The following is a 14306-nucleotide window of genomic DNA, read 5'->3' on the forward strand; positions in this document are numbered from 1 at the left end:
CCCGACCGTTCCTGCTCACGAAGCGCGGCCCGGGTCGCGACCACACGACGGACGGGAGGGGGGGGGGGGGGGGGGCCCCCCGCGCCCGCGGCAGGGGGGGGGGGGGGGGCGCGCGGCGGCGGGGCCGGGGGGAGAGGGGGGGGGGGGGCGGGCCCGCCGCCGCGGGGCGCGGGCCCCCCCCCGCCCCCGCCGCCCCCCGCGCCGGGGGGGGGGGGGGGGGGGGGCGCCCCCCCCCCCCCCCCCCCCCCCGTCACGGGGTTCCGACGTCAGTCGGCGAGGATCTGCAGGAGGTCCTTGCGGAGCTGGTCGATCTTGGCGGTCGCCGCCTTCGCCTGCTCCTCCGTCGCGCTGGTGCGGTACATGTGCAGGACGCCCATGGTCTTCCGGAGCGCCTCGATGAACTCGCGCGACGAGTCCGGGAGGCCCGGCGCGTCGAAGGCCGCGGCGATCTCGTCCGCCTTCGCCTCTGCCTCGGCCTTGCCGGCGTCGGTGAGCTCGAAGAGCGTCTTCCGGCCGTCACCCGTGGAGACGACGAGGTCCTCGTCCACGAGCTGCTGGAGCGTCGGGTAGACCGAACCGGGGCTCGGCTTCCAGGCGCCGCCGGTGCGTTCGGCGATGGTCTTGATGACGGCGTAGCCGTTCTGCGGACCCTCGGCCAGCAGGCCGAGGATCGCGAGGCGGACGTCGCCGCGGCGACGGCGTTCGCGGCCGAAGCCGGGACCGCCGAACCCCGGACCGCCGAAGCCGGGTCCGAAGCCGCGACCGAAGCCGGGGCCGAAACCGCCGCGTCCGCCGTGGTCGTGGTCACCGCGGTCGCGGCCGGGGAAGCCGGCGCCGTGGTGCTGCCGCGCGCCGCCGAAGCGGGGGCCGCGCGGGTGCTGGGTGGTGTCGAAGTCGTTGTGCATGGGTCGCATGATGCGTCCTTCCGTCGTGCTGAGTCGGCTCGCGAGCGGTCTGACTGGAATCGTCTTCGTCGTATCGCGATGTGTTAACGATAGATCGGTAACTATCGCTCTGTCAAGGGGTACGTCCGCACGGGCCGCTGTCGGTGGTGACGGGCAGGATGGGACGGACCATGACGGACGTCCTCGAGCGCTTCTCCCCCGCCACCGCGGAGTGGTTCCGCGGCGCCTTCGCCGCACCGACCCCGGCGCAGGCCGGTGCGTGGGACGCCGTCTCCACCGGGCAGCACGCGCTCGTGATCGCCCCGACGGGGTCCGGCAAGACGCTGGCATCGTTCCTGTGGTCGATCGACCGACTCATCAGCTCGACCGACCGTCCACCCGCGAAGCAGCGCACCCGGGTGCTCTACGTGTCCCCGCTGAAGGCCCTCGGCGTCGACGTCGAACGGAACCTGCGCAGCCCGCTCGTCGGCATCACCCAGACCGCACGGCGCCTCGGGCTCGAACCGCCCGACGTCACGGTCGGGGTCCGCAGCGGTGACACCCCGTCGTCCGATCGGCAGAAGCTGCTGCGGCAGCCGCCGGACATCCTCATCACGACGCCGGAGTCGCTGTACCTCATGCTCACCTCGCAGGCGCGCGAGACCCTGGTGAACGTCGACACCGTCATCGTGGACGAGGTGCACGCCGTCGCGTCCACCAAGCGCGGCGCCCACCTGGCGGTCTCGCTCGAACGACTCGACGACCTGCTCGAGAAGCCCGTGCAGCGCATCGGGCTGTCGGCCACGGTGCGCCCCCCGGAAGAGGTGGCGCGGTTCCTCGGCGGACGCGCACCGGTGTCGATCATCGCCCCGCCGGCGCAGAAGACGTTCGACCTGCGGGTCGTCGTGCCGGTCGACGACATGGCCGAGCTCGGTGCACCGCCCGTCGGTGCGGACGCGACCGAGTCACCGACGAACGGGTCGATCTGGCCCCACGTCGAGGAACGCGTGGTCGACCTCGTCGAGGAACACCGGTCGACCATCGTGTTCGCGAACTCCCGCCGCCTGGCCGAGCGGTTGACGGCACGGCTGAACGAGATCCACGAAGAACGCGTGCTCGCGGCGGCGGGCTCGGTCGGTGACGGGGCGCTGGTGCCGGCCGGTGCCACCCCCGCCGACGACGGCCTGCCGGTCGCGCGCGGGCGTCCGCAGTCGCCGGCACGGACCTCGGCGCACGCCGTCGCCCCGCAGGGCACGAAGCGGCCCCCGGCGCAGGTGATCGGCGCGTCCGGGCAGATCGGTGGCGGGGGCTCCGACGCCGCCGTGCCGGTGCTCGCCCGCGCCCACCACGGTTCCGTCTCGAAGGACCAGCGCGCCATCATCGAGGACGACCTGAAGTCCGGTCGACTGCGCTGCGTCGTCGCGACGAGTTCGCTCGAGCTCGGCATCGACATGGGCGAGGTCGACCTCGTCGTGCAGGTCGAGGCGCCGCCCTCGGTCGCGAGCGGTCTCCAGCGCGTCGGTCGCGCCGGGCACCAGGTCGGCGAGATCTCCCGCGGCGTGCTGTTCCCGAAGCACCGCGCCGACCTGGTGAACAGCGCCGTGACGGTCGAGCGGATGGTGGCCGGGCAGATCGAGTCGATCTCGGTGCCGGCGAACCCGCTCGACGTCCTCGCGCAACACACCGTGGCAGCGGGGGCGATCGACACGGTCGACGTCGAGCACTGGTTCGAGCTCGTGCGGCGGAGCGCCCCGTTCAGCGGTCTGCCCCGCTCCGCGTTCGAGGCCACGCTCGACCTCGTGACCGGGCGCTACCCGAGCGACGAGTTCGCCGAGCTCCGCCCGCGCCTGGTGTGGGACCGCGTGCACGGCACCCTGACCGGGCGTCCGGGTGCCCAGCGGCTCGCGGTCACCAGCGGCGGGACGATCCCCGACCGCGGCATGTTCGGCGTGTTCATGGTCGGCGAGAAGGCCTCACGCGTCGGCGAGCTCGACGAGGAGATGGTCTACGAGTCCCGCGTCGGCGACGTCTTCGCGCTGGGTGCGACGAGCTGGCGCATCGAGGAGATCACCCACGACCGGGTGATCGTCAGCCCCGCGTTCGGGCAGCCGGGTCGCGTGCCGTTCTGGAAGGGCGACGGTATCGGTCGCCCCGCGGAACTCGGCCGTGCCACCGGGGCCTTCGTGCGCGAGGTCGAGGGGGCTTCCGACGACGACGCACGCGCCAGGGTCGCCGCCGGCGGGCTCGACGAACGGGCCGTGACGAACCTGCTCACCTTCCTCCGCGACCAGCGCGCCGCGACCGGACACGTGCCGAACGACACGACCCTCGTGATCGAACGCTTCCGTGACGAGCTCGGCGACTGGCGGCTCATCCTGCACTCGCCGTACGGCATGCAGGTGCACGCGCCGTGGGCCCTGGCCGTCGCCGCACGACTCCGTGAGCGCCACGGGATCGACGGCGACGCCATGGCCGCCGACGACGGGATCGTCGTGCGCATCCCCGAGACCGATGCCGAGCCTCCCGGCGCCGACCTGTTCGTGTTCGAGCGGGACGACCTCGAAGCGCTCGTGACGGACGAGGTCGGGGCGTCGGCGCTGTTCGCCGCGCGCTTCCGTGAGTGCGCCGCGCGGGCGCTCCTGCTGCCCCGCCGGAACCCCGGGCAGCGGTCCCCGCTCTGGCAGCAGCGGCAGCGGGCCTCGCAGCTGCTCGAGGTCGCCCAGAAGTACCCGACCTTCCCGATCGTGCTCGAGACCGTGCGCGAGGTCCTCCAGGACGTGTACGACGTGCCCGCCCTGCTGGGGATCGCTGACGACATCGCGGGCCGGCGCATCCGGTTGGTCGAGACCGAGACGGAGACGCCGTCGCCGTTCGCGCGCTCGCTGCTCTTCGGGTACGTCGCCGCGTTCATGTACGAGGGGGACTCCCCGCTCGCCGAGCGTCGGGCGGCCGCACTGTCCCTCGACTCGACGCTGCTCGGCGAGCTGCTCGGTCGTGCCGAACTCCGCGAGCTGCTCGACCCGGCGGTCATCGCCTCGGTCGAGCGTGACCTGCAGCGGCTCTCGCCGGACCGCCGGGCGCGCGACGCCGAGGGGATCGTCGACGTCCTGCGGCTCGTGGGCGCGCTCGACCTCGACGAGATCGTGGACCGGAGCTGGCTGGCGGAGGCGGACGACCGCGCCGCAGCGACGACCGAGGTGCAGACCGTGCTCGCCGCGCTCGAGCGAGACCGCCGCGTGCTCGCGTTCTCGCACGCCGGTGCGACCCGGTGGGCCGTGATCGAGGATGCCTCCCGCCTGCGCGACGCCCTCGGGGTGCCCCTGCCGATCGGCGTGCCGACGGCGTTCGTCGAACCGGTGGCCGATCCGCTCGGCGACCTGGTCGGCCGGTACGCCCGGTCGCACGGGCCGTTCTCCGCGCAGGACGCCGCCGGACGGCTGGGGCTCGGGATCGCCGTCGTGCAGGACACCCTGCGCCGCCTCGTCGCCGACCGTCGCGTGGTCGAGGGCGAGTTCCGTCCCGATCGCCAGGGTGCCGAGTGGTGCGACGCCGAGGTGCTCCGCCGCATCCGCACGAAGTCGCTCGCGGCGCTCCGGCACGAGGTCGAGCCGGTCGCGCCGGACGCCCTCGCGCGGTTCCTGCCCGCGTGGCAGCACGTCCGGACCGCCGGCACCCGCGGTGGGCTGCGTGGCGTCGACGGGGTGCTCCAGGTCGTCGACCAGCTCGCCGGGGTGGCACTGCCCGCGAGCGCGTGGGAGACCCTCGTGCTGCCGGCACGCGTCGGCGACTACGCGCCGAGCATGCTCGACGAGCTCACCGCCACGGGCGAGGTCCTCTGGTCCGGCGGCGGCACCCTGCCGGGCAACGACGGCTGGATCCGCCTGCACCTCGCCGACACCGCGGCCACGACCCTGGCGGAGCCCTCCGGCGACGAGACGACCGAGCTCCAGCGGGACGTGCTCGGTGCGCTCGCGGGCGGCGGCGCGTACTTCTTCCGGCAGCTCGGTCAGGCCGTGGGCAGCACCGACGACACCGCCCTGTCGACCGCACTGTGGGACCTGGTGTGGGCCGGGCAGATCACGAACGACACCTTCGCGCCGTTGCGCGCGATGCTCGGTGGGAAGGCGAAGAGCTCGAGCGCACCCCGCGCACGGGCGTACCGCGGGCGTCGTCGGCCGACGATGCCGACGCAGTCCGGTCCGCCGTCCGTCGGCGGCCGGTGGTCCCTGCTCCCCCTCGCCGAGTCCGACGCGACCGTCCGTGCCGCTGCGACCGCCGAACAGCTGCTCGAGCGGTACGGCGTCGTCACCCGCGGCGCCGTGCAGGTCGAGGGCGTCCGGGGCGGGTTCGCCGGCGTGTACCGGGTGCTCTCCCGCTTCGAGGAGTCCGGCCGGGCCCGCCGGGGCTACTTCGTCGAGGGCCTCGGCGCCGCGCAGTTCGCGACGGGGCCCACCGTCGACCGGCTCCGCACGTACGCGCGCGACATCGACGACGACGAACGGGCCGACCCGGACCGGTCGCGTGATGCCCTGACGCTCGCGGCGACCGACCCGGCGAACGCGTACGGGGCATCGCTGCCGTGGCCGTCCGACACCGCCGCCGGGCCCGACGACGACGGTCCGGGCAGCTCCGACGGTACCGCTGGTCGTCCCGGCGGGGCCGCCGACTCCGCCCCCGCGAAGACGACGGGCCGCGGGCACCGGCCCGGGCGCAAGGCGGGTGCGCTCGTCACGACGGTCGACGGGCACCTCGCGGTGTACGTCGAACGCGGTGGCAAGTCGGTGCTGACCTTCACCGACGACCCGGCGGACCTCGCCGTGGCGGCGGCGTCGATCGCCGCGACCGTGCGGAGCGGCCTGCGGAAGCTCTCGGTCGAGCGGGTGGACGGGGACTTCGTCCTCGAGACCCCGCTCGGTTCGGCGCTGCGCGAAGCCGGGTTCACCGCCACGCCGCAGGGGCTGCGTCTCCGTGTCTGAACGCACGACGGGGGTGCCCGGTGCCTGAGGGCGACACCGTCTTCCGTGCCGCCCGTCGGCTCCACGCCGCACTGGCGGGGAAGGTCCTCACCCGCAGCGACTTCCGGGTGCCGGCCTTCGCCACGCTCGACCTCGTCGGCCGCACGGTGGACGAGGTCGTCCCGCGTGGCAAGCACCTGCTCCACCGGATCGGCGACCTCACCGTGCACTCGCACCTCAAGATGGAGGGGCGGTGGGACGTCTACGCACCCGGGGACCGCTGGCGTCGCCCGGCACACCAGGCACGGGTGGTGCTCGACGCTGCGGAGGTCTCGACGGTCGGCTTCGCGCTCGGGGTGCTCGAGGTCGTCCCCCGCGACCAGGAGTCCGAGATCGTCGGGTACCTCGGCCCCGACCTGCTCGGTCCCGACTGGGACGCCGACCTCGCGCTGGCGAACCTGACGCGGGACCCTGATCGTCCGGTCGGCCTCGCACTGCTCGACCAGCGGGTGCTCGCCGGCCTCGGGAACGTCTACCGCAACGAGCTGTGCTTCCTGCGCGGAGTCCTGCCGACCCGTCCGGTGCGCGAGGTGCACGACCCGGCGCGGATGATCGCCCTGGCGAGCCGGCTCATCCTCGCCAACCGTGACCGCAGTGCCCGCGTGACCACCGGGGTCGATCGGCCCGGTCGGCGCTTCTGGGTGTACGGCCGGGCGGGGAAGCCGTGCCTGCGCTGCGGGACGCCGATCCGGTACGGGGAGCTCGGTGAGTCGGAGCTGACCCTGCGGGACACGTACTGGTGCCCGCGCTGCCAGTCCTGACCGGGCGCAGCGACCGCGCCGGCGCTACGCGCGCGACATGATCCACGCCAGCATGTACGACCGCGAGTTCGCCGAGTCGACCACCGCGTCCGGCAACGCCCGCGCCTCCCGCAGCGCCGTGGCCGCATCGGCCCGTGATGCCAGCGCCCGGTACATGAGCAGGTAGTCGCCGAACTGGACGTCGTACCTGCCGTCCGGCACGGCCTCGGCCAGCACCCGGCGGATCTGCGCCGCCCCGCCGGCGTCGACGTACGAGGCGGCCACGGCCGGCATCGGGATGAGCTCGATCCCCGCGGGCGCGGCCGCCGCGGCGCTGAACCAGGTCGCGTGGTCGCGCTTGCCGCCCCAGGTCAGCGAGACCACCCGGTGCCGGAACTCCGGGAACGCGGACAGGTCCGGGTCGAGCACGTCCCGCGCGGCCGAGGCCGCCTCGTTCGAGAGCAGCCACGTCCCGATCGACCGGAGCGACGACGACCCCGACGACGACCCCGACGACGAGCCGGACACCGCTCCCCACAGCGCGACGCCGTTCCACGCCGAGACGGCCTCGGACGACGACTCCTGGTTGTTGCCGTCCGCGAACGGCGAGAACCCGGACGCCCACGAGTGCTGCACGTACGGGTCGTAGACGCGGAGCGCCGGGAACGAGGCGGTGCCCTCCGGCGAGGCGATGTCCGCGGCGACGAGGTCGGCCACGGTCCGCCACCGGCTGACGAGCGCCGGGTCGTCGGCGGCGAGGACCGCGGCTGCGGACAGGACGTAGCCGTAGTGGAAGTGGTGGTCGTTGAACTCGTCGGAGCCGAACGAGGCCTCCTGCCCGACGAGTCCGTGCAGCGTGGGGTCGTAGGCGAAGCACCGCGCCGTGCGGGTCCCGCACCCAGCGGGGTCGAACCACTGGTCGAGCTCGTCGACGACCGAGGTCTTCAGCGCGTCCGCCACCGACGCGAGGTCGAGCTGCGTCGCGAGCCGGTACAGGTTCGCGACGCGGTACAGGTCCTTCCCACCGCCGTAGCTGTCCGCGGCGTACGACGAGGCATCCACCGTGGACGCGTCGGCGCGGACCTGGGTGACGAGCGCCGCTCGCTCCGCGGACGACAGCCCCGACAGGTCGAGGGTGTCCGATGGCCGGACCGTGTCGACCGCGAACCGCAGGGCGGTGCCGGTGCAGACCGGGGCCGGTCCCTGGACGGTCTCGTAGTGCAGGCCGGTGCACTCCAGGCCGGTCGTGCCCTGCCCCGACTGCGGGACGAGCACGCCCCGGTCGCCGGAGCCGAAGTCGTACGTGAGCGTCGTGCGCTGCTTCCCCCGCGAGGCGCTGCGGTCGAGCGCGACCCCCGTGAGCGGACGGGCGGCGGCGACGAGTCTGGCTATCTGTGCCGCGGTCGCGCCGTCCGGGACCGGCAGGAGCACGACACTGCCGCCGGACCGCAGGTCGATCGCGTCGCCGTCGATCGTCCCGTCGCGGACGACGAGCTGCCAGGTCCGGCCGCCGCTGGTGACGGTCCCGGTACCGTCCCCGGTGCCGTCGATGGGCGAGGTCGCGGTGACGGTGCCGGCACGCGCGGCGGTGTACGTCACGAGCGGCGAGCCCTCGGCGATCACCGTGTGCCCGAGGACGGTGGAGCCGTCACGGTGCTCGACGGTCACGGACACCGAGTCGTAGGCGGACACCAGGGTCGAGGTCGCACCGAGGTCGAGTCCGACCTGCTGCGTCGCGCCGCCGGCGATGGTCTTCTCGGTGGCCGTGACGGTGGGGAGCCCGGCCGCGAAGCCGTCGTCGGTCACCTGCCACGAGATCGGGCTGGGGAACACCGGCTGCGGTGCCGCGCCGAAGACGAGTCCGGAGAACCAGCGGTTCGTCGGCGGCAGCAGGCCGTCGGCGAGGCGCATCGCGCCCGCCTTCGACGACGCGACGTCGCCGAGAGCGGCGACCGCGCGCGCCTGTGCCGCACCGTTCGCGGTGGGCGAGGTGGTCTCGCCGGGGTGATCCGTGCCTCCAGGACCGGTGCACGCGGTCACGAGCATCGCGACGGCCGTCACGACGGTGACGCTGGTGGACAGCCTGGAGGCACGGCGCACGCCGACCCGACGGCGCGCGTCCGGCGCCTGGTCGCGACGGGCAGACCGAGGCAGCCGGAGCATGGGGCTACAGTCCGATCTGCCGCGCGAAGTCACGGACGAGGTCCGTGACGCCCGCGAGCCGGCCGTCGTCCCGCAGGTGCAGGGTGGCGTCCACCGGCGTCCCGGGGCTCGTGATCCCGCTCGACGGCGACGCGGAGAGCTCGGGGCTCTCGACGTCGACCGTGGTCTTCGCCTGTCCCTGGTCGTTGGTCTCGACGCTGACGCTCTTCACGGTGCCCCGGATCGTCGTGTCGTTCGGGAGCACGAGGTCGACCGCGGCGCCGTTCCGGATCCGCCCGTAGTCCCGGGCCGTCACGATGAAGCTCGAGGTGACGAAGAGGCTGTCCTCCTTGTGGATCGTGCCGAGCTCGGAGCCGGCCTGGACGTATCCGCCGGTCTTCACGTCGACCTTGGCGACGGTACCGGAGACCTCGGCCTTGAACGTGATGAAGCCGTCGGCGCCGATGTCGTACGCGCTCGTCTGCGTGTTCGCGCCCACGACGCCCTTCCGGATGTCCTGCGCGAGCTGGAGGCTCTGCACCTGCAGGAGCTGGTCGCCCTTCCGGACGGTGTCGCCCTCCTCGACGTACTCCTCGGTGACGGTCCCGCCGTAGTCGGTTCCGACGGCGTACTCCTGCGCGGCGATCGCCGCCGAGGTGCTCGCCACGGCGCTCTGCCGCTGGTTGAAGACGAGCGTGCACGCCGCCACGACCACGAGCACCACGATGAGTCCCGCGAACAGCCGGAGTCGGTTCGTCCAGGTCATGCCGTCACCCCGTCCAGCATCGCGGTCAGCCGGTCCGTCACGCGGTTCCGGGCCTGTTCGCGGAACGCGGCGATGATGAACGCGAGGAACACGAGGGTGTTCGTGGTGTTCCAGGCCGTCGCGAGCGTCAGCTGCCCGTTGTCGAGGTCACGCCAGACCGCCACGACGCTCGTCAACGCCAGGAACACGAACACGAGCACCTGCGGGACGATGAAGTTGAACGGGGAGGGCGTCCGACCACGGGAGGCGCCGGTGACGTGCCACGCCTGCTCCTTGCCGCAGACGACGTTCCAGAGCGCGCTCGCGTAGATCGGGAACGAGACCGCGGCGAGCAGGAGCGTCTCGTACCGGAACGACCCGAGGGCGTAGAACGCGAGGAGCACCTGCGCGCCGTAGAAGCCGAGGTAGAACAGCACCCACTCGCCGGCCCCGATCGTCAGGTTCATCGGGCGCAGGTCGAAGTAGATCTCGAGCGGCGGCACGAGCAGGAGGAGCCCGGGGACGATGCCCGTCAGGTAGAAGCTCGCGGTGACGAGGTACTGCAGCCGCTGGTCCATCGTCAGCCGGTGCTTCGGGCGGAACGGGAAGTGCGTGAGCAGGATCTCGAAGCCGCCCGTGGCCCACCGGAGCTGCTGCTTGGTGAAGCCCTCGATGGTCTCCGGGGCGTCCCCGACGGCGAGGGTCATCGGGATGAAGACGGTCTTCCAGCCGCGCTCGTGGAGCATCAGGCTCGTCCAGACGTCCTCGGACTTCGAGTCGGTGTACATGCCGCCGATCTCGTCGATGGCCTCGCGGCGGAAGATGACGTTCGTCCCGACGCAGAACGCCGCGTTGAACCGGTTCCGGCCGGGCTGGATGAACCGGTAGAACACCGTCTGCATGTACCCGGCACCCCGCGAGACGAGGTTGTGGAGGTTGCCGTACGACTGCGGGGTCTGCACGAAGGCGATCCCGTCGTCGGCGAAGAACGGCACGGTCTCGAACAGGAAGTCCGGCTTCGGCACGAAGTCCGCGTCGAAGACCGCGAAGTAGTCGCCCTTGGCGAGCGTCAGCGCGTGGTTGATGTTGCCCGCCTTCGCGCCGTGCGACGACAGTCGACGGACGTACCGGGCGCCGAGCTCCTCGGCGAGCGCCCGCACCTCGTCGCTCCGCCCGTCGTCGAGCACCCACGTGCGGTGCTCTCCGCGCATGGCCACCGCGGCCTGCACGGTCGCGGCCACCTTGGTGAGCTCCTCGCCGTAGACGGTGATGAAGACGTCGACGTCCACCCGGCGTCCGCGCACGTGCATCGGCCAGCGGTGGGGCTGGTCGGCGGCGCCGCTGCGGGCGATGGTGTCGCGGTCGAACAGGGTGTCCTGGGTGTGGTGGAACGCGAAGTCCCGGGGATCGGAGCCGCCGGACAGGATCGTCCACATGGACAGGAGCGCCTGCCCCACGAGCACGCTCTCGGCGACGATCACGAGCCCGTACGGCAGGAAGTCGCCCCGGTTCGCCGGGTCGAGGAGGAACACCGCGTACGCCATCACGCCGAGCGTGGCGACGAGCACGATGAGGACCATCACGGGGCTGTGCGCCCGGCTCTCGGCACGTGGTCGGACGTAGGGCACCGGCTCGGTCTGCCGGCGGCGTCGGGCGCGCTCGCGGTCGCGCGGCGTGAGCGGTGCCGGGAGCTGGAAGTCGAAGGACTGCAGCTCGTCGGTCGCCTCTGGTGCTCGGAGTGGCGTCTGGGTACGACGGACGTCGGGTGGTGCGGACATGGCGTGGTCTCCTGTCGGGTTCGGAGAGGACTCACGCGTGGTCGGGCGCAGGCGCCGACGCATCGTGAGACGGGCGTCGGCGGCTGCGGCGACATGGATCCGGACCCTCGGGAGGTCCGGCCGGCGAGGGACTAGGGATCCTGCGCCGGCGGTGCTCACGACCGTGGGTGCGGTCGCGGTGTTCGGTGTGTCGTGTCGTGGTGCGGTCGTGCGGTCGACGGCCCGTCGCCGTCGGTTCTGCGATCGTAGGGCCGCGATCGGGCCGGTTGCGTGACGAACGTGTGAACACGGCCCCGGGGGCGGCGATCGTGCGGTTTCCCGCAAGCGGCCGCCCCCGACGCGACGTCAGGCCGCGGAGCGTCCCGCGGCGGGGCGTCGGCGCAGGGTGGCGTCGAGCACGGCCGGCGGCTGGTACTGCTGGTCGAGCCTTCCGACGTCGGTGCCCGGCGGGACGATCGCGTCGATGCGGTCGAGGACCTCGTCGGGGAGCACCACGTCGGCGCCGGCGAGCAGGTCGTCGAGCTGCTCCACGGAGCGCGGGCCGATGAGGGCGCTCGTGACGCCGGGGTGCGCGATCGCGAAGGCCATCGCGAGGTGGGTCATCCGGATGCCGGTCTCCTCGGACAGTGCGACCACCTGTTCCACGGCGTCGATCCGTCGCTCGTCGCGGTTGTGCCGGAACATGGTCGCGCGGGCGAGGTCGGTGTCCTGCCCCTTCCGGAAGCGGCCGGTCAGCATGCCGCCGGCGAGGGGACTCCACACGAGGGACCCCATGCCGTACCGCTGGACGACCGGGAGGACCTCGCGCTCGATGCCGCGGTTGAGGATCGAGTACGTGGGCTGCTCCGTCCGGAAGCGCTCGAGCCCGCGGCGCTCCGACGTCCACTGCGCCTCGACCTGCATCGACGCGGGGAAGTCCGAGCTGCCGATCGCCCGGACCTTGCCGCTGCGGATCAGGTCGGTCAGGGCGGACAGGGTCTCCTCGAGGTCGACCGTGTCGTCGGGTCGGTGCGCCTGGTACAGGTCGATGTGGTCGGTCCGGAGGCGCCGCAGCGACCCCTCGACGGCCTGCGTGATCCACCGCCGGGAGTTGCCGCGCCGGTTCGGGTCGTCGCCCATCGGGCCGTTGAACTTGGTGGCGATGACGACGTCGTCCCGGCGGCCGGCGAGCGCCTTGCCGAGCAGTTCCTCCGAGCCGCCCTGCGAGTAGCGGTCGGCGGTGTCGATGAAGTTGATGCCCGCGTCGAGTGCGCGGTGGACGATGCGGATCGAGTCCTGCTCGTCGCCGTTGCCGATGCTGCCGTCGGTGCCGAGCATCATGGCGCCGAGGGCGAAGGGGCTGACCTGGATGCCGGTGCGGCCGAGGGTGCGGTACTGCATGTGCGGTTCCTCCTGTCGATGGCGTTCCGGGTGTCGGTGCCGTATCGTGGCCCGAAGTGGAACGCTCTTCCGGAACTATACGGAACGGCTTTCCGTTTACGCAAGAGGAGGACTCCGTGCGCGCCGACGCCCGACGCAATGCCGACGCCCTGACCGACGCCGCCAAGGCCGTCTTCGCGACCGACGGGGTGGACGCCCCCGCGAAGCTGATCGCGGACCGGGCCGGAGTCGGCGTCGGCACGCTGTACCGGCGGTTCCCGCAGCGCTCGGACCTCGTCGTCGCGGTGTTCCAGCGGGCGGTCGAGTCGACGGCGGCCGCCGCGGACGAGCTCGCCGCCGCGCACGCCCCCGACGAGGCGCTCGCCCTGTGGTTGCAGCGGTTCACCGAGTTCGTCGCGACGAAGCGCGGGCTCGCCGCCGCCCTGCACTCGGGCGACCCGGCGTTCGAGGCGCTGCCGGACTACTTCCTCGCGCGGCTCGGTGGCGCCCTCGGTGGGCTCCTCGACGCAGCGGCGGCCGCGGGGACGATCCGCCCCGACGTCGACGCGCAGCAGCTCCTGCACGCGGTGGCCGACCTGTGCCACGGTGCTCCGACGATCGAGCAGAGCCAGCTGCTCGTCGGGCTGCTCGTGGACGGGCTCCGCTACCGCGCGACGGCCTGACCGGCGGGGTGGAGCCGCTCGGCCGCGGTCACCCGGACGGCCTCGGTCACGCGCTCGAGCAGCGGTGAGGCCAGGTTCCAGCGCTGCCACCAGAGCGCCACGTCCGCCCGACGCCCGGGAGTGAGCTCGACGAGGTCACCCCGGTCGAGGGCATCGAGGCACTGGGCCTCCGGCAGCATCCCCCAGCCGAAGCCGAGCGACACCGCACCGGGGGAAGTCCGCCGAGGTCGGGACGAAGTGCCGCGGCCCGGACGGTGCGTGGCCGAGCACCCGCCGCAGGTACCCCTGCTGCAGGTCGTCGTCGCGGTCGTAGTCCACGAGGGGCACCCGGTCGAGGAGCCGTGTCATCCGCTGCTCACTGTCGACACCCGGCAGGTACCGGGCGACGAACGACGGGGAGGCGACGGCCCGGTACCGGTCGATCCCCAGCGGCACCGAGGAGCACCCCTGCACCGGCTCGGCCTCGGCCGTGACCGCCGCCATCACCGTGCCCGCGCGGAGGAGTTCGGCGGTGCGGTCCTGGTCCTCGCGGTGGAGGTCGAACACGACCTCGGTGTCGGCACGCACGAGGGCGAGCGCGTCGAGGAACCAGGTGCCCAGCGAGTCGGCGTTCACCGCGAGCGGGATCGACGGGACGACCGAGTCGCCGCCGCCGAGCGCCCGGGTGGTCTCCTCGTCGAGCAACTGGGCCTGTCGTGCGTGACGGAGGACGACCTCGCCGTCGGGGGTCGGGCGGACCGGCGTCGTCCGCTGCAGGAGCACCCGGCCCACCTGCTGCTCCATCGACTTGATGCGCTGCGACACCGCCGACGGCGTGATCGACAGCGCTCTGGCCGCGGCGTCGAGCGTCCCGTGGTCGACCGCGGCGAGCAGGGTCTCGAGGTGTTCGCGCTGCAGTCGTGGCATGCAGCTGAGCTTACGCAGCATCAGGAACGTGAGCTGTTCTGCACGTGGCCGCGG

10 protein-coding genes are annotated in these 14306 nt (G+C 73.0%); 3 read left to right on the forward strand and 7 right to left on the reverse strand.

Annotated features, from left to right (window positions below; translation table 11 throughout):
- Positions 1-266 precede the first annotated feature (266 nt).
- Positions 267-905, reverse strand: coding sequence for a PadR family transcriptional regulator (locus tag WFH25_RS16785; RefSeq protein WP_071295190.1), 639 nt, complete (start codon positions 903-905; stop codon positions 267-269).
- A gap of 170 nt (positions 906-1075) precedes the next feature.
- On the opposite strand from WFH25_RS16785, the gene WFH25_RS16790 reads away from it, so the two are divergent.
- Together WFH25_RS16790 and WFH25_RS16795 are read left to right on the forward strand one after the other, a co-directional pair.
- Positions 1076-5860, forward strand: coding sequence for an Lhr family ATP-dependent helicase (locus WFH25_RS16790; RefSeq protein WP_336698656.1), 4785 nt, complete (start codon positions 1076-1078; stop codon positions 5858-5860).
- Between the two features lie 20 nt (positions 5861-5880).
- Positions 5881-6660: a DNA-formamidopyrimidine glycosylase family protein gene (locus tag WFH25_RS16795; RefSeq protein WP_336698658.1), complete on the forward strand. Its 780-nt coding sequence runs from the start codon at positions 5881-5883 to the stop codon at positions 6658-6660.
- A gap of 24 nt (positions 6661-6684) precedes the next feature.
- On the opposite strand, the gene WFH25_RS16800 is transcribed toward WFH25_RS16795, so the two are convergent.
- The 4 genes from WFH25_RS16800 to WFH25_RS16815 form a co-directional block, all read right to left on the reverse strand.
- Positions 6685-8802 (reverse strand): glycosyl hydrolase, encoded by a 2118-nt coding sequence (locus WFH25_RS16800; RefSeq protein WP_336698659.1) that lies wholly within the window; start codon positions 8800-8802, stop codon positions 6685-6687.
- Positions 8803-8806: 4 nt separating this feature from the next.
- The gene (locus WFH25_RS16805; RefSeq protein ID WP_092385340.1) at positions 8807-9547 is read right to left on the reverse strand and encodes an HlyD family efflux transporter periplasmic adaptor subunit; all 741 of its coding nucleotides are present in this window, start codon (positions 9545-9547) and stop codon (positions 8807-8809) included.
- Positions 9544-11304 (reverse strand): glycosyltransferase family 2 protein, encoded by a 1761-nt coding sequence (locus tag WFH25_RS16810; protein ID WP_071302464.1) that lies wholly within the window; start codon positions 11302-11304, stop codon positions 9544-9546. The genes WFH25_RS16805 and WFH25_RS16810 overlap by 4 nt, the downstream gene beginning before the upstream one ends.
- Before the next feature lie 345 nt (positions 11305-11649).
- A complete protein-coding gene (locus tag WFH25_RS16815) occupies positions 11650-12684 on the reverse strand; it encodes an aldo/keto reductase (protein WP_336698660.1) in 1035 nt (344 codons plus the stop codon).
- Between the two features lie 116 nt (positions 12685-12800).
- Here WFH25_RS16815 and WFH25_RS16820 point away from each other — a divergent pair, with 116 nt between their 5' ends.
- Positions 12801-13346, forward strand: a complete 546-nt coding sequence (locus WFH25_RS16820; protein ID WP_083295158.1) for a TetR/AcrR family transcriptional regulator — start codon at positions 12801-12803, stop codon at positions 13344-13346.
- On the opposite strand, the gene WFH25_RS16825 is transcribed toward WFH25_RS16820, so the two are convergent.
- A complete protein-coding gene (locus WFH25_RS16825) occupies positions 13328-13525 on the reverse strand; it encodes a hypothetical protein (RefSeq protein ID WP_336698661.1) in 198 nt (65 codons plus the stop codon). The genes WFH25_RS16820 and WFH25_RS16825 overlap by 19 nt on opposite strands.
- Positions 13482-14252 (reverse strand): ArgP/LysG family DNA-binding transcriptional regulator, encoded by a 771-nt coding sequence (locus WFH25_RS16830; protein WP_336698663.1) that lies wholly within the window; start codon positions 14250-14252, stop codon positions 13482-13484. The genes WFH25_RS16825 and WFH25_RS16830 overlap by 44 nt, the downstream gene beginning before the upstream one ends.
- Between the last annotated feature and the right edge of the window lie 54 nt (positions 14253-14306).

The organism is Curtobacterium sp. USHLN213, from assembly GCF_037144815.1.
In the GTDB taxonomy this organism is placed as follows: domain Bacteria; phylum Actinomycetota; class Actinomycetes; order Actinomycetales; family Microbacteriaceae; genus Curtobacterium.